23 protein-coding genes are annotated in these 26,567 nt (G+C 65.8%); 17 read left to right on the top strand and 6 right to left on the bottom strand.

The features are described 5' to 3' along the window. The first annotated feature begins 40 nt into the window (after positions 1–40). The 12 genes from denD to CI41S_RS21065 all read left to right on the top strand — a co-directional run bounded on the left by denD (position 41) and on the right by CI41S_RS21065 (position 11,659). The gene (gene denD, locus CI41S_RS21120; protein ID WP_139861426.1) at positions 41–1,027 is read left to right on the top strand and encodes a D-erythronate dehydrogenase; all 987 of its coding nucleotides are present in this window, start codon (positions 41–43) and stop codon (positions 1,025–1,027) included. Positions 1,028–1,057: 30 nt separating this feature from the next. After that, positions 1,058–2,014 (top strand): sugar kinase, encoded by a 957-nt coding sequence (locus CI41S_RS21115; RefSeq protein ID WP_139861425.1) that lies wholly within the window; start codon positions 1,058–1,060, stop codon positions 2,012–2,014. Then, positions 2,011–2,661 (top strand): bifunctional 4-hydroxy-2-oxoglutarate aldolase/2-dehydro-3-deoxy-phosphogluconate aldolase, encoded by a 651-nt coding sequence (gene eda, locus CI41S_RS21110; protein WP_139861424.1) that lies wholly within the window; start codon positions 2,011–2,013, stop codon positions 2,659–2,661. The genes CI41S_RS21115 and eda overlap by 4 nt, the downstream gene beginning before the upstream one ends. Positions 2,662–2,706: 45 nt before the next feature. Beyond that, complete coding sequence (locus CI41S_RS21105; RefSeq protein ID WP_139861423.1) at positions 2,707–3,879, top strand: acetyl-CoA acetyltransferase; 1,173 nt, start codon at positions 2,707–2,709, stop codon at positions 3,877–3,879. 17 nt (positions 3,880–3,896) lie between these two features. After that, complete coding sequence (locus tag CI41S_RS21100) at positions 3,897–5,429, top strand: class I adenylate-forming enzyme family protein (RefSeq protein WP_139861422.1); 1,533 nt, start codon at positions 3,897–3,899, stop codon at positions 5,427–5,429. A gap of 51 nt (positions 5,430–5,480) precedes the next feature. Next, positions 5,481–5,687 (top strand): hypothetical protein, encoded by a 207-nt coding sequence (locus tag CI41S_RS21095; protein WP_139482877.1) that lies wholly within the window; start codon positions 5,481–5,483, stop codon positions 5,685–5,687. Positions 5,688–5,810: 123 nt separating this feature from the next. Next, positions 5,811–7,013 carry a CaiB/BaiF CoA transferase family protein gene (locus CI41S_RS21090; RefSeq protein ID WP_139861421.1) on the top strand — a complete coding sequence of 401 codons (1,203 nt, stop codon included), beginning with the start codon at positions 5,811–5,813 and terminating at the stop codon, positions 7,011–7,013. Between the two features lie 11 nt (positions 7,014–7,024). Then, positions 7,025–8,191: an acyl-CoA dehydrogenase family protein gene (locus CI41S_RS21085; protein ID WP_139861420.1), complete on the top strand. Its 1,167-nt coding sequence runs from the start codon at positions 7,025–7,027 to the stop codon at positions 8,189–8,191. 163 nt (positions 8,192–8,354) lie between these two features. Next, on the top strand, positions 8,355–9,491 hold the full coding sequence (locus CI41S_RS21080; RefSeq protein ID WP_139861419.1) for a thiolase family protein: 1,137 nt from the start codon (positions 8,355–8,357) through the stop codon (positions 9,489–9,491). Continuing rightward, entirely contained in the window at positions 9,488–9,847 is a 360-nt protein-coding gene (locus CI41S_RS21075) for a Zn-ribbon domain-containing OB-fold protein (RefSeq protein WP_139861418.1), read from the top strand. Before CI41S_RS21080 ends, CI41S_RS21075 begins: the two co-directional genes overlap by 4 nt. Positions 9,848–10,391: 544 nt before the next feature. Continuing rightward, complete coding sequence (locus CI41S_RS21070) at positions 10,392–10,919, top strand: carboxymuconolactone decarboxylase family protein (protein ID WP_139861417.1); 528 nt, start codon at positions 10,392–10,394, stop codon at positions 10,917–10,919. A gap of 104 nt (positions 10,920–11,023) precedes the next feature. Further along, positions 11,024–11,659, top strand: a complete 636-nt coding sequence (locus CI41S_RS21065; RefSeq protein ID WP_244626617.1) for a class I SAM-dependent methyltransferase — start codon at positions 11,024–11,026, stop codon at positions 11,657–11,659. Between the two features lie 338 nt (positions 11,660–11,997). Here CI41S_RS21065 and glsA read toward each other — a convergent pair whose 3' ends face one another. From glsA to CI41S_RS21045, 4 genes are all read right to left on the bottom strand, one after another. Further along, positions 11,998–13,857 (bottom strand): glutaminase A, encoded by a 1,860-nt coding sequence (glsA, locus tag CI41S_RS21060; protein ID WP_139861416.1) that lies wholly within the window; start codon positions 13,855–13,857, stop codon positions 11,998–12,000. Positions 13,858–13,879: 22 nt separating this feature from the next. Beyond that, positions 13,880–15,943 (bottom strand): TRAP transporter permease, encoded by a 2,064-nt coding sequence (locus CI41S_RS21055; protein ID WP_139861415.1) that lies wholly within the window; start codon positions 15,941–15,943, stop codon positions 13,880–13,882. 148 nt (positions 15,944–16,091) lie between these two features. Further along, entirely contained in the window at positions 16,092–17,255 is a 1,164-nt protein-coding gene (locus CI41S_RS21050) for a TAXI family TRAP transporter solute-binding subunit (protein ID WP_139861414.1), read from the bottom strand. 155 nt (positions 17,256–17,410) lie between these two features. Then, positions 17,411–17,632: an acyl-CoA carboxylase biotin carboxyl carrier protein subunit gene (locus tag CI41S_RS21045; RefSeq protein WP_139861413.1), complete on the bottom strand. Its 222-nt coding sequence runs from the start codon at positions 17,630–17,632 to the stop codon at positions 17,411–17,413. Positions 17,633–17,777: 145 nt separating this feature from the next. Between CI41S_RS21045 and CI41S_RS21040 the strand changes: the two genes are divergently transcribed. Both CI41S_RS21040 and CI41S_RS21035 read left to right on the top strand, forming a co-directional pair. After that, positions 17,778–18,752: an IclR family transcriptional regulator gene (locus CI41S_RS21040; RefSeq protein WP_139482855.1), complete on the top strand. Its 975-nt coding sequence runs from the start codon at positions 17,778–17,780 to the stop codon at positions 18,750–18,752. Continuing rightward, positions 18,682–20,241, top strand: a complete 1,560-nt coding sequence (locus CI41S_RS21035; RefSeq protein WP_139861412.1) for an acyl-CoA carboxylase subunit beta — start codon at positions 18,682–18,684, stop codon at positions 20,239–20,241. Before CI41S_RS21040 ends, CI41S_RS21035 begins: the two co-directional genes overlap by 71 nt. A gap of 100 nt (positions 20,242–20,341) precedes the next feature. Here the strand turns inward: CI41S_RS21035 and CI41S_RS21030 are convergent, their stop codons facing one another. Continuing rightward, positions 20,342–21,517 (bottom strand): patatin-like phospholipase family protein, encoded by a 1,176-nt coding sequence (locus CI41S_RS21030; protein ID WP_139861411.1) that lies wholly within the window; start codon positions 21,515–21,517, stop codon positions 20,342–20,344. A 221-nt stretch (positions 21,518–21,738) separates the two neighbouring features. Here CI41S_RS21030 and CI41S_RS21025 point away from each other — a divergent pair, with 221 nt between their 5' ends. The 3 genes from CI41S_RS21025 to CI41S_RS21015 all read left to right on the top strand — a co-directional run bounded on the left by CI41S_RS21025 (position 21,739) and on the right by CI41S_RS21015 (position 25,081). Next, positions 21,739–22,521, top strand: a complete 783-nt coding sequence (locus tag CI41S_RS21025) for an acetoacetate decarboxylase (RefSeq protein WP_139861410.1) — start codon at positions 21,739–21,741, stop codon at positions 22,519–22,521. 166 nt (positions 22,522–22,687) lie between these two features. Continuing rightward, entirely contained in the window at positions 22,688–23,707 is a 1,020-nt protein-coding gene (locus CI41S_RS21020; protein ID WP_139861409.1) for a transporter, read from the top strand. 24 nt (positions 23,708–23,731) lie between these two features. Further along, a complete protein-coding gene (locus tag CI41S_RS21015; protein ID WP_139861408.1) occupies positions 23,732–25,081 on the top strand; it encodes a carbohydrate porin in 1,350 nt (449 codons plus the stop codon). A gap of 8 nt (positions 25,082–25,089) precedes the next feature. On the opposite strand, the gene CI41S_RS21010 is transcribed toward CI41S_RS21015, so the two are convergent. Continuing rightward, positions 25,090–26,394 carry an MFS transporter gene (locus tag CI41S_RS21010; RefSeq protein ID WP_139861407.1) on the bottom strand — a complete coding sequence of 435 codons (1,305 nt, stop codon included), beginning with the start codon at positions 26,392–26,394 and terminating at the stop codon, positions 25,090–25,092. Positions 26,395–26,567 lie beyond the last annotated feature (173 nt).

The following is a 26,567-nucleotide window of genomic DNA, read 5'->3' as shown; positions in this document are numbered from 1 at the left end:
GCCCGCGTCTGAATTCGAACAGAAGAAAAGGAGCAGGGTCGTGCACATTCTGATTCTCGGCGCCGCCGGTATGGTCGGACGCAAGCTGACGGAGCGTCTGCTGCGCGAGGGACGGCTCGGCAACCGCGACATCGGCATGATGACGCTGCAGGACGTGGTCGAGCCGCAGAAGCCCGCGGGCGCCAAGATTCCGGTCAAGGTGATCGGCTCCGACTTCGCCGATGCCGGCGCAGCAGTGCCTTTGATCGCCGAGCGGCCGGACGTGATCTTCCATCTCGCCGCCATCGTCTCGGGTGAGGCGGAGGCCGAGTTCGACAAGGGCTATCGCATCAACCTCGACGGCACCCGCTATCTGATCGACGCGATCCGCGCCGTCGGCGGCGGCTACAAGCCGCGGCTGGTGTTCACCTCCTCGATTGCGGTGTTCGGCGCGCCGTTCCCGGAAAAGATCGGCGACGAGTTCTTCCACACGCCGCTGACCAGCTACGGCACGCAGAAGTCGATCTGCGAGCTGCTGATCAACGACTACACCCGCAAGGGCCTGCTCGACGGCATCTCGATCCGCCTGCCGACGATCTGCGTGCGGCCGGGCAAGCCGAACAAGGCGGCCTCCGGCTTCTTCTCCAACATCATCCGCGAGCCGCTCGCGGGCGAGGAGGCGATCCTGCCGGTCTCCGAGGATGTGCGGCACTGGCACGCCTCGCCGAAATCGGCGGTCGGCTTCCTGGTCCACGCCGGCACCATGGACCTCGACGCCATGGGCCCGCGGCGCAATCTCAGCATGCCCGGCATGTCGGTCACCGTCGGCGAGCAGATCGCGGCGCTGGAGCGCGTCGCCGGCAAGAACGTGGTCGCGCGCATCAAGCGGGTGCCCGATCCGACCATCATCGGGATCGTCTCGGGCTGGCCGCGCGATTTCGTCGCCGACCGCGCGCTCAAGCTCGGCTTCACCACGGCCGAGAAGACGTTTGATGATATCATCCGCATCCACATCGAGGACGAACTCGGCGGCAAGTTCGCCGCCTGAGGCAACGTCCGGGCGAACACGGCGCGTGCGATGACCAGGGTTGCCAGCATCGGCGAATGCATGATCGAGCTGCGCCAGGGTCCCGGTGCGCAGCCCGGCGGCCTGTATTCGCGTGGCTACGGCGGCGACACACTCAACACCGCGGTCTACCTGTCGCGGCTCGGCGTCGATGTCGATTACATCACCGCGCTCGGCGACGATGCGTTGAGCGACGAGATGATCGCGGGCTGGGCGGCGGAAGGCATCGGCACCAAGCGGGTCGCGCGGCTGGCCGGCAAGCTCCCCGGGCTCTATCTGATCCAGACCGACGACAAGGGCGAGCGGCGGTTCTTCCATTGGCGCGACAGCGCGGCGGCGCGCGAGCTGATGGATCTGCCCGAGACCGACGACATCCTGAACTCGCTCGCGAGCTACGACATCGTCTATCTCTCGGCGATCACGCTCTCGATCATGCGCCAGGATGGCCGCGACCGGCTGATGGCGGCGCTGAAGCGCGCGCGGCTCCTGGGCACGCGCTTCGCATTCGACACCAATTTCCGGGCGCGCGGCTGGCCCGACCTCAATGTCGCGCGCAAGGTCTTCTCCAGCGCGTTCGAGGCCGCCGATATCGTGCTCGCCTCGACCGAAGATCTGGCGCCGCTCTATCCCGGAGAGAGCCATACCGCACTGCTCGCGGGCATATCGAGCCCGGAGGTGGTGCTGAAGCTTGCCGAGCCCGCCTGCATCCTGCGCGCCGCCGGCGCGACGCGCGAGGTGAGGGCGGAACCGCTCATAAAACCCGTGGTCGACACCACGGCGGCCGGCGACAGTTTTGCCGCCGCCTATCTCGCCGCGCGCCTCGGTGGTGCCGCGCCCGAGGATGCCGCGCGCGCCGGCCATCGTCTCGCCGGCGTCGTGGTGGGCTATCCCGGCGCGATCATTCCCCGCTACGCCATGCCGCCGAAGAAGGCGTCACGGCCCTCAACCTCCCGCAAGGCCTCCCAATGACCGCGAACCCCAAGCAGGCCCGGATCGCCGATCTGATCCGCCAGGCCACCGTGATCCCGGTGCTGACCATCGAACGGCTGGAGGACGCAGTGCCGCTCGCCCGGGCGCTGGTCGCCGGCGGCGTTCGTACGCTCGAGGTGACGCTACGGACGCCGGTCGCAGCCGATGCCGCCAAAGCCATCATCGCCGAGGTGCCCGAAGCGATCGTCGGCATCGGCACCATCCTCAACGGCGAGGATCTGGCGCGCGCCGAGGCGCTCGGGGCCAGGTTCGGCATCAGCCCCGGCGCGACACCCGAGCTGTTGCAGGCGGCAGCAGCGAGCCGGCTGCCGTTTGCGCCAGGGATCGCGACCGCGTCCGAGCTGATGCAGGCGCTGGCGGACGGCTTTGACGTGGTCAAATTCTTTCCGGCCGAGCAGGCCGGCGGTATCAAGGCACTGCGGGCGCTGGCAGGACCGTTCCCGAACGTCAGGGTTTGCCCGACCGGCGGCGTCAGCGAGGCCAATGCCGCAACCTGGCTCGCCGAGCCGAACGTGCTGGCGGTCGGCGGGTCCTGGCTGTGCCCGGCCTCCGACATCCGCGCCGGCAATTGGGCCGGCATAACCGCCATGTGTGCGAAGGCGATGAAAACGCTGAAATCGGCCTGAAGGTAGGTTACATAACTCCCTGAACAGGAACAGGGAGATACGGCCATGACCGCCGCCAGCATCGTGGGTTGGGCGCACACGCCATTCGGAAAATTCGACGCGGAGACCGTCGAGGGCCTCGTCGTCAAGGTCGCCAACGAGGCGCTGGCCGATGCCGGCATTGCGGCGTCCGATGTCGACGAGATCATGCTCGGCCATTTCAACGCCGGCTTCTCGCCGCAGGATTTTACAGCCTCACTGGTGCTGCAGGCCAATCCCGCGCTGCGCTTCAAGCCGACCACTCGGGTCGAGAACGCCTGTGCGACCGGTTCCGCCGCGGTGCATCAGGGCATCCGCGCCATCGAGGCCGGTGCGGCGAAGATCGTGCTGGTGGTCGGCGTCGAGCAGATGACCCGGACGCCGGGCCCGGAGATCGGCAAGAACCTCTTGAAGGCGTCGTATCTGCCCGAGGACGGCGACACGGTCGGCGGCTTCGCCGGCGTGTTCGGCAAGATCGCGCAGGCCTATTTCCAGAAATATGGCGACCAGTCGGACGCGCTGGCGATGATTGCCGCCAAGAACCACAAGAACGGCGTCGCCAATCCCTATGCGCAGATGCGCAAGGATTTTGGCTTCGAGTTCTGCCGCGCCGAGAGCGAGAAGAACCCGTTCGTCGCCGGTCCCTTGAAGCGCACCGACTGCTCGCTGGTGTCGGATGGCGCCGCGGCGCTGGTGCTGACCGACGCCGAGACCGCCAAAACCATGGGCAAGGCGGTGAACATCCGCGCTACCGCCCATGCGCAGGATTTCCTGCCGATGTCGAAGCGCGACATCCTGCAGTTCGAAGGCTGCACCACCGCCTGGCAGCGCGCGCTGCAGAAGGGCGGCCTGCAGCTCTCCGATCTCTCCTTTGTCGAGACCCATGACTGCTTCACCGTCGCCGAGCTGATCGAATATGAAGCGATGGGCCTGACGCCGAAGGGGCAGGGCGCCCGCGCGATCATGGAAGGCTGGACCCAGAAGGACGGCAAGCTGCCGGTCAATCCGTCCGGCGGCCTCAAGGCCAAGGGCCATCCGATCGGCGCCACCGGCGTTTCCATGCACGTGATGAGCGCGATGCAGCTCACGGGCCAGGCGCCGGAGGGCATGCAGCTCAAGAACGCGCAGCTCGGCGGCATCTTCAACATGGGCGGCGCCGCGGTCGCCAACTACGTCTCGATCCTCGAGCCGGCGAAGTAAGGGCAGGGCGTTCGGCGATGAACATTGCCGAATGGCTGGCGGCGACGGCGCGGGCGCGTCCCGACGCGCCGGCGCTGCTGACCGGTTTCGACCTCGACGCCGATTACGCAACCTTCGCCCGCCGCGCCGCCTCGATCGGGGCGGCGCTGGCGCGCGATCACGGCATTGCCGCCGGCGACCGCGTCGCGCTGTTCGCGTCGAACTGCACGCAATATCTCGAATGCCTCTACGGCATTTGGTGGATCGGCGCCGCCGCGATCCCGATCAACGCAAAGCTCCACGGCCGCGAGGCGGCCTGGATCTGCGGCAATGGCGGCGCCAAGCTCGCCTTCGTCTCCGATGACACGATCGACGCGCTGACCGAAGCCAAGGACGATTGTCCCGCCGGCATGACCATGCTGTTGGTCGACAGCGACGCCTACAAGGCGATGCGCAGCGGCGAGGGCGCGCCGGCGCCGCTGCCGCGCGAGACCCACGATCTCGCCTGGCTGTTCTACACCTCGGGCACCACCGGCCGGCCCAAGGGCGTCATGCTGAGCCACGGCAATCTGCTCGCGATGTCGCTGTGCTATCTCGCCGATGTCGATCCGGCGACGCCGAACGACGCCTCGCTCTATGCCGCCCCGATTTCGCACGGCGCCGGCCTCTACAATTTCCCGCATGTCAGGATGGGCGGCCGCCACGTCGTGCCGGAATCCGGCGGCTTCGATCCCGACGAGGTGCTCAACCTCGGCCGCCAGCTCGACAACGTCGTGATGTTCGCCGCGCCGACCATGGTGCGCCGCCTGGTCGATGCCGCGAAGAGGCGCGGCGAGAACGGCGAGGGGCTGCGCACCATCATCTATGGCGGCGGACCGATGTATACCGCCGACATCCGCGATGCGATCGCGACCATGGGCCAGCGCTTCGTGCAGATCTACGGCCAGGGCGAGTCGCCGATGACCATCACCGCGCTGTCGCGCGAGTGGCACCGGCGCAGCGATCACCCGCGCTACCTCGAACGGCTGGCCTCGGTCGGGTCAGCGCAGAGCGTCGTCACCGTGCGGATCACCGACAAGGACTCCAATCCCTTGCCGGCCGGCGAGACCGGCGAGATCGAGGTCAAGGGCGCGACCGTCATGCTCGGCTACTGGAACAACCCGAAGGCCAATGCCGAGACGCTGCGGGACGGCTGGCTGCGCACCGGCGACGTCGGCCGGCTCGACGCCGACGGCTTCCTGACGTTGTCGGACCGCTCCAAGGACGTGATCATCTCCGGCGGCACCAACATCTACCCGCGCGAGGTCGAGGAAGCCCTGCTGACCCATCCCGATGTCCGCGAGGTCTCGGCGATTGGCGTGCCGGACCCGGAATGGGGTGAGATCGTCGTCGCCTGCGTCGTGCTGGCGGACGGGGCCGTGGCCGATGACGGCAAGCTCAACGCGCACTGCCTCGCCTCGATCGCCCGGTTCAAGCGGCCGAAGCGCTATGTCTATCTCGATGCGCTGCCGAAGAACAATTATGGCAAGGTGCTGAAAACCACGCTGCGCGAGATGATGGCGAAGGGATAGGCCGCAGCGCCCGGCCGCGCTAATCTACGCCGGTCACCCGGAGAACGGTCCATGAGTATTGAAACTTCGCTGTCGCTATCCGAACTGAATAATCGCATCGCGATCCTGCGCGACAACATCAGGCAATTGATCGAGCAGGCCGCGGCTGCCTCCGGAGCCGAGGTCGAGGAGCGCATCTCCCAGCGCATCGAGCAGCAGAACGCGGAGCTGGAAAAGCTGGTGGCGGCGCGCGACGCGATGACGGGCGGCTCGCCCTAGCTTTGCCCGCCCTGCGGAACTGCGGCCGGTGCGCATGCGGCCATACGCCCGGCGCAGCTTGATCTTGGCAAAAACCTCCCGTTACTAGGTTCGTAACCAAAACAGCCGGGAGCGCACAGGACGATGGGACCGCTGCAGGGCATCAAGGTCGTCGACATGACGACCGTGCTGATGGGACCCTATGCCACGCAGATGCTGGGCGACTACGGCGCCGACGTCATCAAGGTGGAATCGCCCGACGGCGACGTGACGCGACAGATCGGGCCGACGCGGCATCCCGGCATGGGGCCGGTGTTCCTCAACACCAACCGCAGCAAGCGCTCGATCTGTCTCGACCTCAAGAAGCCCGCGGGGCGCGAGGCGGTGCTGCGGCTGATCGCAGGCGCCGACGTGCTGGTCTACAACGTGCGCCCGCAGGCGATGGCACGCTTGCAGCTCGGCTACGACGTGGTCGCGCAAATCAATCCGCGGCTGATCTATGCCGGCGTGTTCGGCTTCGGCCAGGAAGGGCCGTATGCCGCAAAACCCGCCTATGACGACCTGATCCAGGGCGCCACCGCGCTGCCGGCGCTGATGGCGCAGACCTCGGACGGCGTGCCGCGCTACGTGCCGAACGCGCTGGTCGATCGCATCGTCGGTCTCACCGCGGTCGGCGCGATCTGCGCCAGCCTGGTGCATCGCGACCGCACCGGGCAGGGCCAGCGCGTCGACATTCCGATGTTCGAGACCATGGCCGGCTTCGTCATGGGCGACCACATGGGCGGGCTGACCTACGATCCGCCGCTCGACAAGGGCGGCTATGCGCGCCACCTCTCACCGGACCGGCGGCCGTACAAGACGCTGGACGGCTACATCTGTGTGATCGTCTACAACGACAAGCAGTGGGAGAATTTCTTCAAGGCCACCGGCCGCGACGATCTGCGCAGCAATCCGAAGTTTGCGACCTTCGCCGGCCGCGCCAACAATATCGACGTGGTCTACGCCGAGCTTGCGCGCATTCTGCAGACCAAGACCACGGCCGAGTGGAACGCGATTCTCGAAAAGGCCGATGTGCCTGTCATGCCGATGCATGATCTCGAAAGCCTGCTGCAGGACCCGCATATGGTCGCGACCGGCGTGTTTCCCGTCGTCGACCATCCGACCGAGGGCCGCATCCGCAGCATGACGGCCTCGGCGCGGTGGTCACAGACCAAGGTGGAGCCGAGCCGGCTCGCGCCGCGGCTCGGCGAGCACAGCGCGGAGATCTTGCGCGAGGCAGGGTTTTCCGACGACGAGATCGCGGCGATGGTGCGCGACGGTGTCGTCAAGTCCGCTGCAAAGTCATAGGAGCACGACAGATGGATTTTGCACTCTCGGCCAACCAGGAATCGATCCGCGATGCCGTCGCAAAAATCTGCTCGCGCTTTGACGATGCCTACTGGCTGAAGAAGGACAAGGAGGGCGGCTTCCCGGCCGACTTTCACCGTGCGTTGGCCGATGCCGGCTGGCTCGGCATCTGCATCCCCGAGGAATATGGCGGCTCCGGGCTCGGCATCACCGATGCCGCGATCATGATGCGCACCATCGCGGAGTCGGGCGCCGGGATGTCCGGCGCCTCGGCGGTGCACATGAACGTGTTCGGGCTCAATCCGGTGGTGGTGTTCGGCACGAAAGAGCAGTGCCAGCGCATGCTGCCGCCGATCATCGACGGCCGCGACAAGTCCTGCTTTGCGGTGACCGAGCCGAACACCGGCCTCAACACCACCCAGCTCAAGACGCGCGCGGTGCGCCAGGGCGACAAATACATCGTCAACGGCCAGAAGGTGTGGATCTCGACCGCGCAGGTCGCCAACAAGATCCTGCTGCTGGCGCGCACCACGCCGCTGGAGGAGGTGCGCAGCCCGACCCACGGCCTCAGCCTGTTCTACACCGATTTCGACCGCGAGCGCGTCACCGTGCACGAGATCGAGAAGATGGGCCGCAAGCCGGTCGATTCCAACGAGCTGTTCTTCGAGAATTTTGAAATTCCGGTCGAAGACCGCATCGGCGACGAGGGCCGCGGCTTCGAATACATTCTGCACGGCATGAACCCCGAGCGCATCCTGATCGCCGCCGAAGCCGTCGGCCTCGGCCAGATCGCGCTGAAGAAGGCGTTGGACTACGCCAAGGGCCGCATCGTGTTCAACCGCCCGATCGGCATGAACCAGGCGATCCAGCACCCGCTGGCGAAATGCTGGATGGAGCTCGAGGCGGCCTGGCTGATGGTGCTGCGCGCCGGGTGGCAATACGACCAGAATTTGCCGTGCGGCCCGGCCGCGAATTCGGCAAAATATCTTGCCGCCGAAGCCGGCTTCCATGCCTGCGAACAGGCGGTGATGACCCATGGCGGCTTCGGCTATGCCAAGGAATATCACGTCGAGCGTTACCTGCGGGAATCGCTGATCCCGCGCATCGCGCCGATCAGCCCGCAACTGATCCTCAGCTTCATCGGCGAGAAGGTGCTCGGCCTTCCGAAGTCGTATTGATGAGAATGCAGTCGCAGAGACACGCCGCCGTCATCTCCCTCCCCCTGAAAGGGGGAGGGCAGGGTGGGGGTCAGCCACGGGCGAGATCGCGCGAGGTGGGGAGAGATCCCCACCCGGCTTGCTGGCGCAAGCCGACCTCCCCTTTGCAAGGGGAGGTGAAAAGATGAGCTTCGTCACCGGCGTCGGCCTGACATCCTATGGCAAGCATGAGGGATCGTCCTCGCTCGACCTGATGAGCATGGCGGCCGAGCTTGCAATCGCCGACGCCGGGCTGAAGCGCGCCGAGATCGACGGCATCCTCTGCGGCTACTCCACGGTCTCGCCGCACATCATGCTGGCCACCGTGTTCGCCGAGCATTTTGGCATCCGTCCGGCCTACGCCCACGCCGTGCAGGTCGGCGGCGCCACCGGGCTTGCGATGACCATGCTGGCGCATCATCTCGTCGACGCCGGCGTCGCAAGGCACGTGCTGGTGGTCGGCGGCGAGAACCGGCTGACCGGGCAGAGCCGCGACGCCTCGATCCAGGCGCTGGCCCAGGTCGGCCATCCCGACTATGAGGTGACCTTGGGGCCGACCATCCCGGCCTATTACGGCCTGGTCGCGAGCCGCTACATGCATGAGTACGGCGTCACGCAAGAAGACCTCGCCGAGTTCGCGGTGCTGATGCGCAAGCATGCGCTGATGCATCCCGGCGCCCAGTTCCACGAGCCGATCACGGTTGCCGATGTGATGGCCTCGAAACCGGTGGCGCTGCCGCTGAAGCTATTGGACTGCTGCCCGGTGTCGGACGGCGGTGCAGCCTGCGTGATCAGCCGCGCGCCGACCGGCGAGCGGCAGGTCCGCGTGCGCGGCTGCGCCCAGGCGCACACCCATCAGCACATCACGGCAGCGCCGGCGCTGAGCGAGCTCGGCGCCGAGATTTCGATCGCGAAGGCGAAGCAGGCGGCGGGCGTCGCGATCTCGGATGTCCGTTACGCCGCGGTTTACGACAGCTTTACCATCACGCTGGCGATGCTGCTGGAGGATCTTGGCCTCGCCAAGCGTGGCGAGGCCGCGGCGCGGGTGCGCGCCGGCTATTTCAACGGCGATGGCGAGATGCCGCTCAACACCCATGGCGGCCTGCTCAGCTACGGCCATTGCGGCGTCGGCGGCGCGATGGCGCATCTGGTCGAGGCCCATTTGCAGATGACCGGCCGCGCCGGAACTCGTCAGGTCCGCGACGCCTCGGTCGCGCTGCTGCACGGCGACGGTGGTGTGCTGTCGTCGCATGTCAGCATGTTCCTGGAGCGGGTGCGATGAGCGGACCGATTGCCGACTGGACCAAGGGCGCGGAAGCCATTGTCTACCAGACCTGCAGCGCCTGCGGCGCGCGGCAGTATTTTCGCCGCAGCTTCTGCGCCGCCTGCGGCTCGTCCGATCTCGCCGAGCATCGCGCCAGCGGGGCAGGGACCGTGTACGCGACCTCGCTGGTCTGCCGGGCCGCAACGCCTGCGACCCGCGCGCATGTGCCCTACAACATCGTGCTGGTCGATGCCGATGACGGCTTTCGCATGATGGCCCATGGCGACAAAGACCTCGCCATCGGCGACAAGGTTGCGGCGCGCTTCACGCAATTTGCCGGACGGCTGGTGCCCTATTTCGCAAAGGCGAAGTGACGCAATCACTGCGAGTCACCCGGTCGGCGCGAGAGCGCCGCCGGGTGACAGGTGCAGCGAAGCAATCCATGGCTGGACGGGGAAGCATGGATCACTTCCAGCATCGCTGAAGCTACGGCGGTGGCTTCAGCGCAACTTTGCTCGGCAATTTTGGCGCGAGCTCCTCACGGTGACGGCTGCTACGCGTGACTGGACAGCCGTCACCGCCAATAGAGTACAACGCTGGCGATGACGAGCATTGCCGTCACCGCCAGCGCTTGCGCAAGCGCCTCCGAGGCCGCCCTCTTGGTGGCTTCCTTCATGCGTTTCCCCTAGACTTCGGGCGTAACTCATCGTTGCGCGACGAGCGCGCTAGACGGTCAGATTTTTTACTCGGAACACCCCGCGCCGGGCATTCGCTTGATGAGTCCCCACTCAGCGAATACCGGCGGTACCAGGGTTGTCCGGGAATGCGGCGGCAATTTGACTCGGGCGTGTTGCTCCCGCGACAGGCGGCGGATACTGTTCGAAACTCGACAGAAACGGCAACGACGAAGGTTAGGAAATGGCCCGCATCGACTACTCCGATCCCGCAAAGGCAAGCCCGCGCACCCGCGAAATCCTCGACAAGAACCGCAACGCCAACATCTTTCGCATGATGGCGCATTCGCCGAGCTATTTTGAGCAGTACTGCCGGCTCGGCGGCGCGATCCGCCACAAGGGCGAGCTTGATCCCGTGGTGCGCGAGCTCGCGATCACCCGCACCGGCATCCTCTGCGAAGCGCCGTACGAAATCGTCGCGCACAAGCGGATCGGCAAGAATGTCGGCGTCACCGACGAGCAGAACGAGGCGCTGGAGAACTGGCAGCAGGCAGCCTGCTTCAACGAGGTGCAGCGCGCCGCGCTCGCCTTCACCGACGAGATCGTCAAGCTGAAGAAGCCGACCGACGCGACCTTCAACACGATCGCGGCAAAGCTGACGCCCGCGGCGCTGATCGAACTGCAGCTCTCGGTCGGTTTCTACATCATGACCTCAAAATTCCTCGAGACCTTTGCGATCGACATGCAGCCGGTGACGGAAGTGGTGAGCTAGGCCGCTTCCTCCGCGGTTCGGAGGAACGCTTCAACGGGTGGGACGCCTCCGCGCAGGCCTGGATTGAATCACAGGGCGAGCGTGGCGACTGGGGGCGCGAGCATGTGCTCGATCCGGTCATGCTCGAGCGGATCGGCCGCGGCCGGTTCGGCAATGCGCTCGATGTCGGCTGCGGCGAGGGGCGGTTCTGCCGGGTCCTCAAGGCCGCCGGCGTCAGTCCGATCGGCATTGAGCCGACGGCGGCCTTGCTCGACACCGCAAGGCAGCGCGATCCTTCCGGCGATTATCGATGCGGCCGCGCCGAGCAGCTCGAATTCCCTGATGCGAGCTTCGACCTCGTCGTCAGCTACATCACGCTGGTCGACATCCCCGACTTCAGGGCGGCGATCCGCGAGATGGCGCGGGTGCTGCGGCCGGGCGGCGCGCTCTTGATCGCAAATCTCACCGGCTTCACCTCGGCCGGCGCCGAGCAGGGCTGGGTCAGGGACGAGGCGGGACGCCGTTTGCATTTCCCCGTCGACCGCTATCTCGACGAGTTCCCGATGTCGTTCGCATGGGCCGGCATCCGCATCGAGAACTGGCACCGGCCGCTGTCGGCCTACATGACGGCGCTGCTGGAGCAGGGACTGCTGCTGAGGTTCTTTGCCGAACCGGCCCCGGTGTCCGGCGAAGCCACCCGGCAGGCCGATTTTCGCCGCGTGCCGTGGTTCGTCGTGATGGAATGGCAGCGCCCGGGGTAAGGGTTGTCGAGCTCTCCGGCCGGGCTTGCCTCGCGGCCTGTCCAAAACCCGAAAAACAACCCCATGCAAAGTAGCCGGCGGCGGCCGGCGCTCGACCCGACGACTTGACACGTCGGGCAACTCACCGGTATTATTCTATCATTCCGAAATAGTGCGCCCATGCGGCGCTTTTCGCCTCTCCCCGCCCTTCTGCGGGGAGAGGTCGGATCGCGTGAGCGATCCGGGTGAGGGGCGAGGCACGCTGCCCAACACATCGCAAACTGCTCGCCGTATGGATGCCCCTCACCGCAGCCCTCTCCCCGTAAGAACGGGGAGAGGGAGAGGGAAAGAGCAAACAGCTAGCCCGACGTCAGCAGGTCGACCTTGGCATTGGCGACGATCAGCCGCTCGGCGAGCAGCTGCGCGAGGTTGCGCATGATCCGCTCGCAGGCGCGCGGGTGCCTTGTGCGGAAGCGCTCGAAGTCCGCGATCGTCACCTCGTAGGCGGTCGCGGACATGTCGGCCAGCACGTCGGCGGACCGCTTCGGCTCCAGCAGCGCCATCTCGCCGAACGCCATGCCGGCGGTCAGCGTCGCGAGGCGGACGCCGTCGGGCAGGGTGACGTGGACGACGCCGCTGCGCAGGAAGAACAGCGAGGTTGCCGCATCGCCTGCCGCGATGATGGTCTGGTGCGGCTGGTAAGTCCGGACCGTGCAAAGCGAGGCCAGATCGGCGAGCTCGGCTGCGTCCAGCCCGGCGAGCAGCGGCTGCTCGGCAAGCTCGGTGGTCTCGAGGAAGTCGATCGAGCCGCCATAGCGGTAGACGATCTGGTCCTCGGCCCATTCGATCGCGGTGTCGAGAAGATAGAAATCCCTGACATTGCCGAGCCGGCTGGTCCACTCGCTGATGCCACTCCACTCCCGCGACGTCCGCTTGATGCCTGATAGAATCACGGTGACGCCGAGCTCGGCGAGCTCCTTGAAGGCCTCCGCCACCAGCCGCGCGCCGGCGCGCGTCGTCGCGGTGACGCGGCGCAGGTCGAAGATCACGAATTCCGGCCGCGGTCCGCCCCCGAGCCGGCGCGAGACATAGTCGACATTGGAGAGCGACAGCGTGCCGACCAGCTCGATCACGCGCACCTCCTGGAAATGCCTGGCCAGGATCTCCTGCTCCTGCGGCCGGCGCAGCCGCCGCGACGGGTTCTTGCCGATATTGTAGTCGGCGATGATGCTGTGGCGGGCGTCGTCGCTGCGGTTGAGCATGTGCAGGTCGTAATGCGCCGACAGCGCCTGGCAGACCTTGATGCCGCGCACGCTGTTGCCGTGCTTGTCGAGCTTTGGCGAATAGCTGCCTAGCCCGAGCCGCGCCGGCAGCGCCGCCAGAATGCCGCCGCCGACGCCGCTCTTGGCGGGAACGCCGACCCGGTAGATCCATTCGCCGGCAAAGTCGTACATGCCCGACGACGTCATCACCGACAGCGCGCGGGAGATCGCATAGGGCGTCATCACCTGCTGCTCGGTCAGCGGGTTGATGCCGCGGTTGGCCAATGTTGCCGCCATCACCGCGATGTCGCGCGCGGTGACGAGGATGGCGCATTGCCGGAAATAGACGTCGAGCACATCAGGCACGTTCTCGGTGATCACCCCGTTGGTGCGCAAGAGGTAGCCGATCGCCCGGTTACGGTCGCCGGTGGCGCTTTCGGAGGCATAGACCGCCTCGTCGACGTCAAGCTCGCGGCCCGCAAAACGGCCGAGCGCCTGGCGGATATATTCGAACGCGCCGTCGCCCTTGTCGGCATGGATCAGGCCGGAACAGGCGATCGCGCCGGCATTGACCATCGGGTTGAACGGGTGGTTTTCGGCATTGAGCCGGATCGAGTTGAAGGGATCGCCTGATGGTTCAACGCCGATCACGCGCTCGACCCGCTCGGCGCCGAGCGTATCCAGCGCCAGCGCGAACACGAACGGTTTCGACATCGACTGGATCGTGAAGGGGATCCGGGTGTCGCCGACCTCGTAGACATGGCCGTCCAGCGTCGCGAGGCCGATGCCGAAATGGGCAGGGTCGGCCTTGCCGAGCTCGGGGATGTAGTCGGCGACGGCGCCGCCGTCCTCGGGCAGGAAATTTGCGTAACAAGCGTGCAGAAACCGCAGCAGCGGCGGCTGCGCGCGGGTCCAGTTGACGGTGCTGGCGGTGACGGGCGGCGGCGATTGTTTCATCGCCCGCTGTTTTGCAACGCAATCAGGGCGCGCGCAACTGGTTCGGGACCAGCGCTTGGCGGCGGATCAGCACCAGCGCGAGCAGGGCGGTCGGCGCCAGGATCGCAAGCCCGAGCAGCGTCATGTGCCACTGCGACAGCGGATTGATGCCGCCGCCGGGCGTTGCGATCACGAATCCGCCGATCACCAGCAGCACCCGCAGCGGCCATTCCAGCGGCCCGGTGCCGCGCAGGTCGCCGACGAAGGCCTGATAGCCCTGAATGCCGCCGCAGATGAACAGCGTGCCGACGGCCGCAATTGCCATCAGGCCGAGCCCTGCGAGATAGGGGCTCGGTCCCTGCAGCACCAAGGCCGGGTTCAGCACGAAGAAGAACGGGATGAAGTAGATGATGCTGCCGACCCACATCGATTCCCAGCCGGTCTTCATCGCCGGCGAGCCGGCGATGCCGGCCGCGGCAAAGGAAGCGATCGCAACCGGCGGGGTGATCGACGACAGCATGCCCCAGTAGAAGATGAACATGTGCACCGCCATCCGGTTCAACCCGAGCTTCTCCAGCGCGGGCGCAACCAGGATGGCGAGGAAGATGTAGCAGGCCGTGGTGGTCAGCCCGAGGCCGAGGATCAGGCTGGTGAAGGCGCACATCGCGAGCAGCAGGAAGGCATTGTCGCCGGCCAGTGTCAGCAGGTCGTTGGCGAGGCTCGAGACCACGCCGGTCATCGAGAACGCGCCGATCAGGAGGCCGCAGCCGGCGAGGATGCCGACCAGCTCGACGAAGGTGCGGCCGTTGACCTCGAGGAATTTGGCGATCGTTCCCAGCGTCCAGCGGGTGTCCTTGGAGAACACCTGGTTCAGCACCAGCAGCAGCGCGGTGGCGTAGAACGGCGCGTGGCTCTCGCGCTTGAAGTAGAGCAGCATCACGATCAAGAGCGCGATGACGAAGACGTAGTACCAGCCGTCCTTGATCGTATCCATCACCCGCGGCAGCTCGGCGCGCGGAATGCCCTTCAGCCCGTGACGCGCGGCGTAGGAATCGACCTGCATGAACAGGCCGATGTAATAGAGCGCGGCCGGGATGATCGCGGCGACCGCCACCTCGGCATAGCTGACATTGAGGAATTGCGCGATCACGAACGCGGTCGCGCCCATCACCGGCGGCGCCAGCACCGCGCCGGTCGAGGCGCAGGCTTCGATCGCGCCGGCATAGGAGGCGCGAAAGCCGCTCTTCTTCATCACCGGGATGGTCATGGTGCCGGCGGTCAGCACGTTGGAGATGATCGAGCCCGACATCATGCCGAGCAGGCCGGAGGCGAAGATGCAGACCTTGGCCGCACCGCCGCGGAACGTGCCGCACAGCGCGAAGGCAATGTTGATGAAGAATTTTCCGGCGCCGGTCATCATCAGCGCGGTGCCGAACACCAGGAAGCCGATCACGGTGTCGGCAAAGGCCTGGATCGGAATGCCGAGCAGGCTCTCGCCCGACAGCACGTGATAGGCCGTGGCCTGGTCGAGCGTGAGCTGCGAGCCTCTGAACGGGCCGAGCCAGCTCGCCTCGGCGAACAGCGGATAGACGGTGAAGGGGAACACGCTGAGCAAGAGGCTCCAGCCGCCGGTGCGCCGCAGCGCCTCCATCAGCATCACCCACATCACGAGGCCGGCGACGATGACATTGCGTGGCGCACCGTCGGATTCCCAGCCGTACTGTGCCGCCTTGCGCACGTTCAGCATCAGCCAGATCGAGGCCGCAAAGGTGGCGAGCGCGAGCAGGAGGTCGTACCAGGGAATCCGGTTGAGCGGCGCGGTCTCCGTTCCCGGGAAGATCAGGAACGTGAAGGGCAGCATCAGCGCGATCAGCAAATAGAAATATTCGGTGTTGAGCTGGGTGTAGTCGATGAAGAAGCGCAGCGAGAATTGCTGGTTGATGCACAGCAGGATGGTCGCGGCCGTCGCGATCACCAGCGCCCAGCGCCAGACGCCGCGCAACGTGCGCACGCGCGTGACCTCGGCCTCCTGCAGATTGCCGAGCCCGGCATGCGGATCTTCGAACTCGATCTTCTTCGCAGGCGCAGCCGCGGCGCTATCGGGCATCGCGCATCCCCCAATGCTGTTGGTTTTGGCCGCAGCCTAGAGCATGACCCGGAAAGCTGTGAAGCGGTTTTCCGCAAAAGATCATGCTCGAACAAAGCGCCAAAGCGCGATGACGACTCACCCGATCTCATCGCGCATTTGGCAGGTCTCACTCGAAGCCATTAGGCATATTGGCCTTGGCGAGTGCCGCGGCACGCGCCTCCATCCAGCCGTCGAGGAACGCCTTGTCGTCGGACGGCGGATTGGACTTGCCGTAGTCCGCCCAGGCCGTCGCCAGCACCTCCTGGCGCTTGTACAGCGCGTTGTTGTGCGCCTCCTGCTCGTCGGTCCATTGCCCGGCTTCCTTCAGCGCCTTCACGGCGCCGGGATGCACCGGCACCACCCAGTTCTTGGTCTGCCGGCTGGCTGCGAGCCCGCCGGCGCCCGGCGCTGAATCCTTGTAGGCGTCGTAATTGACGATCATCGCCTTGGTGATCGAATAGACCTGCTCGGCCGGCTGCGAGGCATAGGCGACGAAGATCGGATAGGGGTAGTTGCCGAGCTCGATCGGCTTGTCCGGCGAGATGCCGGCGCCGCAAGTCGCGGTTTGCGGGAAGAAGAACGAGCCGACCTTCTGCACCCGCGCCCAACCCTCCTTGTCCTTGGCGGGCAGCGGCGGCCACATCAGGCCGCGCGGCGAGGTCTCGGCCTCCTTGGCGGGGCCGGTGATGGTGGTGCCGAACGCGGCGTCGGTGTCGTTGTTGATCAGGCCCTTCCACATCGCGCCGTAGCTGGCGAACTCGACGATCTTGACGTCGTTCTGGGTGAGGCCGCCGAACGCGAGCATCGCCAGCGCGTTCTGGTTCAGCGCCGGCGAGCCGACCACGAAGCCGACGCGCTTGCCCTTGAGGTCCTTCATCTCCTTGACGCCGGCATCGGCCGCGACGCCGAGCGCGCCGCAATTGCAGTCGACCGATGACAGCAGCAGTTGCAGCGCCTGCGGACCCCATTCCCTGGCGCCGAATTCGAACACGCCTTCCTGCGCGAAATAGGTGCCCGATCCCATCGCCGAGGAGACCGCGCGCTTGGCGCGCAGCGGCGCGAGGCGCGCGACGTCGTTGCCGGCCGGCAACACGCGGACATCGGTGCCGTATTTGTCCTTCATCATCTTGCCGACGCCGACCGCGATGTTGAAGCCGGCGGTGCCGGTGTCATAGGCGGTGACCGCCATGGTCGGCGGCAGCTTGACGTCTTCGGCCGAGGCGGGCGCGGCCAAAGCTACGGAAAGGCCGGCGAGAAGGGCAGGCGCAAGCGCCAGCAGCCGATGCATCATATTTCCTCCCTTTTGTTTCGCTCTGCGAAACTTTTATGGGTCGGATGATTGCATCGCCTCCCGGCGATGGCAACGCTACCTCCGACGCATGCCCGCGGTTTTGGCGGTCACATCACAGGACAGATTGTCGCGGCGGAGGATTTGGCGGGCGGTGCTCAGGTCTCGACGATCGCGACCGCCTGGCCTTCGGCGATTACGTCGTCGATTTTGACCAGAATCGACTTGATTTTGCCTGCTGTGGTCGAGGTAACAGGTATTTCCATCTTCATCGCTTCGACGAAAGCGATCTCGTCGCCGTCGCCGACGCGGCTGCCGGCTTCGACGGGAAGCGCGCAAACGCGCCCCGCAACTTCGGTCACGACCTTGATCTCAGGCATTCCACTCTCCGATACCGTCTTGCGGAAATTTCATCCGGCGAACGGCTTTTTGTTGTGGCGGCAGATTGCCTGAGGTAGCGTGTTCTTCAAGTGGAATTTTATTCCGCGTGACGGAATGGAGCCATAAAAACGGAGCCACTAAAAAATGGGACGGCGCTCGGAACGGCTAAGCAGGCAGGGAATGCTCGCCAGCGAAACAGGCGATGGCGATGTCATCCAGGTGGTATCGCGCGCCTTCGATGTGTTGCGATGCTTCGAGGGGCACGAGGCCCGGCTCGGCAATCTCGAAATCTCCAACCGCTGCGGATTGCCGCGCTCGACGGTGTCGCGGCTGACGCACACGCTGACGCGGATGGGGCAGCTCGTGTATCTGCCGCGTGATCAGAAGTATCGCATCGGCCCGAGCGCGGTGGCGATGAGCACCTCGATGATGAAGGGACTGCAGCTGCGCAATCTGATCCGGCTGCGCCTGCAGGACGTCGCCGATCAACTGCCCGGCACCGTCGGCTTCGTGATCCCCGACCGCTTTCATCTGGTCTATCTCGAATTCGCCCGCGCCGCGAATGCGCTCGGCCTGCACGAGGCCACCGGCAGTCGGATCTCGATGGCGACCACCGCCGCCGGCCACGCCTACACAGCGGCGCTCGATCCGATGATCGGCGACGCGCTGATTGCCGAGATGGAGCGCGAGTTGCCCGACAGCGCCAAGCTGCTGACGCCGCGCATCGAGGCCAACCGCCGTCATCTCCAGGAGCACGGCTATGTCGTCGCCTGCGGCCTGTGGAGCCCGCATATCAACGGCGTCGCGGTGCCGATGTGGTCGCCGCAGTACCAGACCTACGTGGTCACCACGATCGGCCTGCTCTCGGCGATGTATGACGAGAAGCGGCTGCATCGCGAGGTGGCGCCGCAGATGGTCGAACTCGGTGCCGCGATCGGCAGCCTGCTGGAAGGCGCCGACGGTGACATCTTCGCTAATCGGATCGAGCGCAAATCGCTTCCGGTGACCGCCCATAACAACAATAAAATGATCAAGACGGAGGCCCTGAATGAACTGGAAGCCGGAACTCGACGACCTCGCCCGGCGCGAAGCGTTCGCGCGGGAGATGGGAGGCGTTGACAAGGTCAAGCGGCAACGCGACCAGGGCCGGCTCACGGTTCGTGAGCGCTTCGACAAGCTCGTCGACCCCGACAGTTTTCACGAGATCGGTGCCATCTCCGGCATCGCCGAATACGACGAGAACAACGAGCTCAGGCATCTGACGCCGGCGAATTGCGTGTTCGGCCGCGCCAAGGTCGACGGCCGCACCGTGGTGGTGGTCGGCGACGACTTTACCGTGCGCGGCGGTTCTGCGGACGCGTCGATTTCCGCCAAGCCGCTGATGGCCGAGGAGATGGCGCACGACTTCCGCCTGCCGATCATCCGCGTGATCGAAGGCTCCGGCGGCGGCGGTTCGGTGAAGACGATCGAGACGCGGGGCGCGGCCAATCTGCCCGGCGGCGTCGGCGGCACACGCTGGTACTGGTACACGACCGCCAATCTGGCGCGGGTGCCGGTGGTCGGGCTCGGGCTCGGCTCCGTCGCCGGGCTCGGCGCTGCGCGGCTCGCCGCCACGCATTATTCGGTCATGACCAAGAACTCGGCGATGTTCGTCGCCGGCCCGCCGGTGGTGAAGCGCCTCGGACAGGATCTGACCAAGCAGGAGCTCGGCGGCGCCGACATCCAGACCCGCGCCGGTGCAATCGATCAGGCCGTCGAGACCGAGGAGGAGGCGTTCGACTGCGCAAAGCGCTTCCTGTCCTATCTGCCGTCGTCGGTCTACGAGCTGCCGCCGACCATTCCCTGCACCGACGATCCCGAGCGTGCCGAGGAGTCGTTGCTGAAGGCCGTGCCGCGCAACCGCCGGCAGGTCTACAAGATGCGGCCGATCATCGAGGCTGTGGTCGACAAGGGCTCGTTCTTCGAGGTTGCCGCCAACTTCGGCCGGCCGATCATCACGGGCCTCGCGCGGATCGAGGGCAGGGCGGTGCTGCTGCTGGCGAGCGATCCGTTCCACTACGGCGGCTCCTGGACATCGGACGCCTGCCAGAAGGTGATACGCTGGGTCGACTTCGCCGAGACCTTCCATCTGCCGGTGGTCTATCTGATGGATTGCCCCGGCTTCATGATCGGGCTCGAAGCGGAGAAATCCGCCACCATCCGCCATGGCGTGCGGGCGATGGCGGCGGTCAACCAGAGCACGGTGCCGTGGTGCACCATCATCGTCCGCAATGCCTTCGGGGTTGCCGGCGTGGTGCATCAGCCGGCCAATCGCTTCTCGATGCGCTATGCCTGGCCGTCGGCCTATTGGGGCTCGCTGCCGCTCGAGGGCGGCATCGAGGCGGCCTATCGTGCCGAGATCGACGCCGCCGCCGATCCCGCCGCGAAGCTGCAGGAGATCGAGGACCGCCTCAACAAGCTGCGCTCGCCGTTCCGCTCGGCCGAGAAATTCTGGGTCGAGGAGGTGATCGACCCGCGCAAGACGCGTTCGCTGCTGTGCGAGTTCGTGCGTCTCGCCGAGCCGATCCGCGAGGTCGGGCCGCCGCGGAACATGTCGACGCGGCCGTAAGATTTGCCACCGTCATTCCGGGGCGGTCCGTTAGGACCGAACCCGGAATCTCGAGGTTCCGGGTCTGGTCCTTCGGACCATCCCGGAACGGCGCTGCTTCCTACTCGCTCTCCCGATGCACGTCATGGATCACGATGCCCATGCCGTTCTCGGGCATCTTGATCCAGTCGCGCCGCTTCAGCGAGCGCCTGGTGTCCTCGTGTCCGCTCACCCAGTGCTCGCGCATCGAGGTGCCCGAGAATTCGTGGTCCTTGGCGTCGCCCTCATAGGCCTTCTGCTGATAGATCAGTTGCAGCAGCGTGATGCCCGGCAGCTTGCTGTTCGTCTGCTTGAGCTGGCGCTCGTCTTCCGACAGCTGGTCGTCGGGAATTTTGCCGAGCGCGTTGTGCAAGGCGGTGCGCAGCGCATAGGTCTTGCGGTAGACGTCGGTGTTGTAGCGGGTGCGCGAGGAATACATGATGTCCTTGTGGCGGGCCATCACGTCCTGAATGTCGCGCGGCAGCGCACCGCGCGCCGAGAACAGGTCGACCTGGAACACCAGCGAGTTGGCGTTGTCCTCCTGGTCGAGCAGATGCTGCAGCGGCGTGTTGGAGACGATGCCTCCGTCCCAGAAATGATCGGTGCCGACCTTGACCATCGGCAGCGCCGGCGGCAGCGCGCCGCTCGCCATGATGTGCTCGGGGATGATCTCGTCATGGGCGTTGTCGAAATAGATGAAGTTGCCCGACAGCACGTTCACCGCGCCGACCGCAAAGCGGATCTTCTTGGAATTGATGCGGTCGAAGTCGACCAGCTCGAGCAGCGACTCGCGCAGCGGCGTGGTGTCGTAATAGCTGGTGGCGGTGCGGGCGCCGGCCGGGCTGAACCACGGGTTGGTCGCGTGCGGGCTGAAGAAGCCGGGCTGGCCCAGCGTCGTCGTCATCCATGAGCTCGTGAAATTGCGCGCCTTGCGGAAGATGTCGCCATCTGGCGTGTAGTGCCAGATCTTGCGGCTGGTGACGCGGTCCCAGAACGTGTGCAGCCGCTCCAGCCGCCTCGAAGGCGGATTGCCGGCGATGATCGCCGAGTTGATGGCGCCGATCGAGACGCCGCAGACCCAGTCGGGCTCGATGTTGGATTCATGCAGCGCCTGATAGACGCCGGCCTGATAGGCGCCGAGCGCGCCGCCGCCCTGCAGAACGAGGGCCACCCGATCGCAGCCCGCCGGACGCCAGCCGGGCGTCGCGTGATCGATGTCCTGGAAAGGGTCTTGGAAATGAGGGGCTCGCGCATCCATAACTGACACTCCAATATGCGCGGCGAGAATTCAGCGCGGCGATGACGCCGTGATGACAAGCGCCGCGCGCGCACCGCGCACGTCCGATGCGCTTGCCTGCATGGTTGGCATCGGTCGCTTGCCTGAAGCGCAGGTCATGCCGCTGACGGAAATCCCTCACATCGCTGTCAATCTCGGCCGCTAGCCTCCCGCGCAATCATTTCGAAACAGGGGTTATTGCGATGCGCAGGGAAGATCTGCTCAAGCTTCCGTCGATGCCGGCTTCCGGCCCGAGCTATCCCGCCGGCCCTTATCGCTTCGTCGATCGCGAATTCCTCGTCATCACCTACGAGACCGATCCGGAGCTGATCCGCGCCGGCCTGCCCGAGCCGCTGGAGCCGATCGCGCAGCCGATCGTGCATTATGAATGGATCAAGATGCCCGACTCATCCGGCTTCGGCAGCTACACCGAGTCCGGCCTCGTGATTCCGGCGCGCCTGCATGGCGAGGAGGTCAACTTCGTCTGCCAGATGTATCTCGACGATGATCCGCCGATCGCGGCCGGCCGCGAGATCTGGGGCTTTCCGAAGAAGTACGCCCACCCCAAGCTCGAAATCGTCAAGGACACGCTGACCGGCACGCTGGAATATGCCGGGCAGCTCGTCGCCATGGGCACCATGGGCTACAAGCACGAGAGCATGGCGGGCAATGGCGACATCACCCGCGCCACGCTGTCGAAGACGCAAGTTAATCTGAAGATGATCCCGGGCGTCGACGGCCACCTCGAGGTCTGCCAGCTGGTTGCGATCAACCTGACCGACATCGTCGTCAAGGGCTCGTGGATCGGGCCGGGCCGGCTGCATCTGGTGCCGCACGTGAACGCGCCGGTCGCCGACTTCCCGGTCAAGCGTGTGGTCGGTGCGCATCACTTCCTCGCCGACCTGACGCTGCCGTTCGGTCGCGTGGTGCATGACTACAACAAGGAAGCAGCAGCAGTGGCGCCGACCGGTCTCGCGGCCGAGTAGGGCCGGGCCTTGACATAAAACTGTAACAAGCGCGTCCTCCTATGCTGCGACAGAGGGACGCGCCTGTCTGTTTTGCGCGGGGGCGGGGGTTTGAGCATGGCATTTCACGCGATTGCCTTCGTTGTGTGCTTGGCAGTTTTCCTGGCGGCTTTCCCGGAGGCCGGCCATGCTGGCTGATCGGCCTGCTGCCAATGTTGCGCCGCTGCTGACGCCGGGCGCGGTCCCCGGGCTGGTGTGGGCGTTTCGCCTGCACCACGACGGCAGCGCCGAGCCGCTTCCGATCGATGTGCCGATCGAGCCGAGCCATGACGGACGGCTCTGGCTGCACTTCAACCTCACCGATCTGCGCACCCGGGCGTGGCTTGCCAATCTCCATGTTCCGCAGCTGGCGCGCGACTTGCTGCTGTCGAACGACAATTTCCAGCAGATCCACATCGTCGACAACTGCGTCTATGGCGTGTTCTCCGATCTGGTCCGCGACATCGATGCCGCGACCAGGGAGACCGGCTTCCTCCGCTTTGCGATGACCGAGCGTCTGTTGCTCAGCGGCCGTCATCAGGCCTTGAGCTCGGTCGATGCGGCGCGCCGGGTGCTCGAGGGCGGCCATCGCGTCGAGAGCGTCGCGGCGCTCTTGGAGAAGATCGTCGACGAGATCGCCGACACCATGGACCGCATGGCCGACAAGATCGGCACCGATCTCGACGGCATCGAGGAGAAGGTGCTCGCCGACGACACCGGATCCGAGCTGCGCAGCAGTCTCGGCAAGATGCGGCGCACCTGCGTGCGGCTGCATCGCCAGCTCGCGGGGCTGCGCGTGCTGTTCCACCGGCTCGAGCAGAAGAACACCGACAATCTCACGCCGGCGCTGCGGCTGCAGGCCGGCAAGCTGGCGCAGCGGCTCGACGGCCTCGATCACGACATCGTCGAGCTGCACGAGCGCAGCCGCCTGCTGGAAGAGGAGCTGCGCTTCAAGCTCGAGGAGCAGAGCAACAAGCATCTGCATGCGCTCTCCGTCGTCACCATGATGCTGCTGCCGCCGACCTTGGTCACCGGCATCTTCGGCATGAACACCAAGGGGCTGCCGCTCACCGAGAACGAAAGCGGCTTCCTGGTCGCGGCAGGTCTGCTGGTCGGCTCGTCGCTGCTGGCCTATCTGATCATGCGGCGGCTCGGAATCGTCAAATAGCGCGAGCGCTCCGCGATAACAGCCATGTGCAGAGGCCTCTTCCGCGCAACACTGGTGTCCGCGGTCCTCGCGCTCTGCGCGTCCGCGATGCCGGCGCGCGCCGAGGACAAGCCGGTCGCCGACCGCATCGCCGATGCGCGCGCCGCGCTGGAGGAGGCCGGCTACCAGTTCAGCATCACCTATATCGGCGAGGGCTTTGGCAACGCCTCGGGCGGCGTCAGCACCGGCAAGGCCTACACCGGCCGTCTCGACCTCGGCACCACGATCGATCTCGAGAAGGTGATGGGCTGGACCGGCGCGACCTTCCACGCCAACATGTTTCAGATCCACGGCGACGGGCTGTCGCGCGGCTATGTCGGCAATCTGTTTCTGGTGTCCGGCGTCGAGTCGCTGCCGGCGACGCGGCTCTACGAACTCTGGATCGAGCAGAAGCTAATGGACGGCCGGCTCGCGATCCGCGTCGGCCAGCAGGGCTCCGACGTCGAGTTCATCGACAGCCAGTACGACGACATCTTCATCAACTCGGCGCTGGGCTGGCCGGGCATCACCGGCGTCAACCTTCCGGCCGGCGGACCTTCGCCGGCGCTTGCGGTGCCGGGCATCCGCATCAAGGCCGGCCTGACCGACCGCCTCACGGCCTATCTCGGCCTGTTCGACGGCTCGTCCGCGCCGCCGCAGGCAACCGTGGACCCGCAACTCGCCAACCCGCACGGCATCCTGTTCCGCGTCAATGATCCGCCGTGGTGGATCGGCCAGCTCAAGTACAAATTCGATATCGGCGAGAGCAGGCTGCCGGCGACCATCACCGGCGGCGCCTGGTATCACATGATGTCGTTCGCCGATCAGCGCTTTGGCGCCGACGGGCTGTCGCTGGCCGATCCGGACAGCTCCGGCGATCCGCGCTGGCTGCGGCGGGACAACGGCATCTTCATGGTCTACGAACAGCTGCTGGCGCGCGCCAAGCCTGATGTCGACAAGGGCATCGCGTTCTTCATGCGCGCCTCGATCAGCCCCTCCGACCGCAATCTGATCAGCGCTTATGTCGACGGCGGCTTGCTGTTCGCCGGCTTCAGCGAAAGCTTCCCGGACGACCGGTTCGGCATCGCCGGGATCTTCGGCAAGATCTCCAGCGCCGCCCGCGCGCTCGACCGCGATACCCAGATCTTCACCGGCACGGCGTATCCGATCCGCGACTATGAGGCGATCCTCGAAATCACCTACCAGCACGTCGTCAGCGTCAACTTCACCATGCAGCCGATGTTTCAGTACATCGCCCATCCCGGCGGCGGCGCGGTCGATCCCAACGATCCGACGCAGACGCATCGGATCAGGGACAGCATGGTGTTCGGGATGCGCACCATCCTGTCGTACTGAATACGCGCTCAGGCCGCGGCCGGCTTCGCCTCCGTGACCGGCTTCGGCTGCGGCCGCGTGATCGCGAGCGCGATCAGCGCTGCGAACACGCAGAGCGCGCCGGCAATGAAGAACGCCGGCAGATAGCTCGCATAGAGCGTGCGCGACACGCCGGCGCCAAATGCCGCCGCACCGGCACCGAGCTGATGGCCGGCGAAGATCCAGCCGAACACCAGGTTGGCGCGCTCGGCGCCGAAGCGCTGCGCGGTCAGCCGCACCGTCGGCGGCACGGTCGCGATCCAGTCGAGCCCGTAGAACATCGCAAACAGCGACAGGCCGTAGAACGAGAAGTCGGAAAACGGCAGGAACAGCAGCGACAGCCCGCGCAGGCCATAATACCAGAACAATAGCCAACGGTTGTCGTAGCGGTCGGACAGCCAGCCGGAGATGATGGTGCCGAAGAAGTCGAAGATGCCCATCGCGGCGAGCAGGCTCGCGGCCTGCACCTGCGGGATGCCGAAGTCGAGGCACATCGGGATCAGATGGACCTGGACCAGGCCGTTGGTCGAGGCGCCGCAGACGAAGAAAGTCGCGAACAGGATCCAGAACACCGACGATTTTGACGAGTCGCGCAGCGTGCCGAGCGCCGCCGCCATGATCGGCGCATTGGCCGGCGGCGGGGTTGCCAGCGGCGCGGTGCCGTCGTCGCCGAACGGACGCAGGCCGAGATCGCTCGGCCGGTCGCGCATCACCATCAGCACGGCAAAGGCGGCGACGCCGAGCGCGGCGCAGACCACGGCCAGCGCAGGACGCCAGCCGTAGCGTTCGGTGAGCGTGGCGATCAACGGCAGGAAGGCGAGCTGCCCGGTTGCGACGCTCGCGGTCATGATCCCGATCACAAGCCCGCGCCGCGCCACGAACCAGCGTGATGCAATGGTGGCGCCGAGCACCAGCGCGGTCATGCCGGTGCCGATCCCGATCACGACGCCCCACAGCAGGATCAATTGCCAGACCTGCGTCATCGCCAGCGAGGCGAGCAAGCCCGTGACCACGATCAACTGCGCCGCCAGCGTGACGTTGCGCAGGCCGTAGCGGTTCAACAGCGCGGCGGCGAACGGCGCCATCAGCCCGAACAGGATGAAGCGGATCGACAGCGCCGAGGAGATTTCCGCGGTCGACCAGCCGAACTCCTTCTGCAGCGGAACGATGAAGACGCCGGGCGCGCCGACGGTGCCGGCCGAGATCAGCGCGGCAAAGAAGGTGACGGCAACCATCACCCAGCCATAGTGGACGTTGCGGCGGGCGAGGGTGGAAGCAAGCCAGTTCGAGATCATTGGGCCCCGGATGAAATGCGATGAGGGTATTGTTCGTGATGCCTAATATGCCACGAGGGCGCTATGTCTAAAATGACGTAGTTCCCTCGTTTTCGGACTCGGTACTTGGGGCGTCATTGCGAGGAGCCAACGGGTCGCGCGAACGATGACAGGCTCCGCGACGAAGCAATCCA

This window comes from Bradyrhizobium ivorense, from assembly GCF_900696085.1.
Lineage (GTDB): Bacteria > Pseudomonadota > Alphaproteobacteria > Rhizobiales > Xanthobacteraceae > Bradyrhizobium > Bradyrhizobium ivorense.
Note: the sequence above shows the minus strand (reverse complement) of the source record. Positions and strands in the feature narration are given on the sequence as shown.

Excerpts from the sequence above, each read along its gene's own strand:
- CI41S_RS21025 (WP_139861410.1), top strand. The coding sequence starts at position 21,739 with ATGCGCAGGGAAGATCTGCTCAAGCTTCCGTCGATGCCGGCTTCCGGC.
- CI41S_RS21115 (WP_139861425.1), top strand. The coding sequence starts at position 1,058 with ATGACCAGGGTTGCCAGCATCGGCGAATGCATGATCGAGCTGCGCCAG.
- CI41S_RS21015 (WP_139861408.1), top strand. The coding sequence starts at position 23,732 with ATGTGCAGAGGCCTCTTCCGCGCAACACTGGTGTCCGCGGTCCTCGCG.
- CI41S_RS21050 (WP_139861414.1), bottom strand. The coding sequence starts at position 17,255 with ATGATGCATCGGCTGCTGGCGCTTGCGCCTGCCCTTCTCGCCGGCCTT.
- CI41S_RS21080 (WP_139861419.1), top strand. The coding sequence starts at position 8,355 with ATGAGCTTCGTCACCGGCGTCGGCCTGACATCCTATGGCAAGCATGAG.
- CI41S_RS21075 (WP_139861418.1), top strand. The coding sequence starts at position 9,488 with ATGAGCGGACCGATTGCCGACTGGACCAAGGGCGCGGAAGCCATTGTC.
- CI41S_RS21035 (WP_139861412.1), top strand. The coding sequence starts at position 18,682 with ATGAACTGGAAGCCGGAACTCGACGACCTCGCCCGGCGCGAAGCGTTC.
- eda (WP_139861424.1), top strand. The coding sequence starts at position 2,011 with ATGACCGCGAACCCCAAGCAGGCCCGGATCGCCGATCTGATCCGCCAG.
- CI41S_RS21020 (WP_139861409.1), top strand. The coding sequence starts at position 22,688 with ATGCTGGCTGATCGGCCTGCTGCCAATGTTGCGCCGCTGCTGACGCCG.
- CI41S_RS21105 (WP_139861423.1), top strand. The coding sequence starts at position 2,707 with ATGACCGCCGCCAGCATCGTGGGTTGGGCGCACACGCCATTCGGAAAA.
- CI41S_RS21095 (WP_139482877.1), top strand. The coding sequence starts at position 5,481 with ATGAGTATTGAAACTTCGCTGTCGCTATCCGAACTGAATAATCGCATC.
- CI41S_RS21045 (WP_139861413.1), bottom strand. The coding sequence starts at position 17,632 with ATGCCTGAGATCAAGGTCGTGACCGAAGTTGCGGGGCGCGTTTGCGCG.
- CI41S_RS21100 (WP_139861422.1), top strand. The coding sequence starts at position 3,897 with ATGAACATTGCCGAATGGCTGGCGGCGACGGCGCGGGCGCGTCCCGAC.
- CI41S_RS21090 (WP_139861421.1), top strand. The coding sequence starts at position 5,811 with ATGGGACCGCTGCAGGGCATCAAGGTCGTCGACATGACGACCGTGCTG.
- CI41S_RS21055 (WP_139861415.1), bottom strand. The coding sequence starts at position 15,943 with ATGCCCGATAGCGCCGCGGCTGCGCCTGCGAAGAAGATCGAGTTCGAA.
- CI41S_RS21040 (WP_139482855.1), top strand. The coding sequence starts at position 17,778 with ATGGGACGGCGCTCGGAACGGCTAAGCAGGCAGGGAATGCTCGCCAGC.
- glsA (WP_139861416.1), bottom strand. The coding sequence starts at position 13,857 with ATGAAACAATCGCCGCCGCCCGTCACCGCCAGCACCGTCAACTGGACC.
- CI41S_RS21070 (WP_139861417.1), top strand. The coding sequence starts at position 10,392 with ATGGCCCGCATCGACTACTCCGATCCCGCAAAGGCAAGCCCGCGCACC.
- CI41S_RS21010 (WP_139861407.1), bottom strand. The coding sequence starts at position 26,394 with ATGATCTCGAACTGGCTTGCTTCCACCCTCGCCCGCCGCAACGTCCAC.
- CI41S_RS21030 (WP_139861411.1), bottom strand. The coding sequence starts at position 21,517 with ATGGATGCGCGAGCCCCTCATTTCCAAGACCCTTTCCAGGACATCGAT.
- CI41S_RS21085 (WP_139861420.1), top strand. The coding sequence starts at position 7,025 with ATGGATTTTGCACTCTCGGCCAACCAGGAATCGATCCGCGATGCCGTC.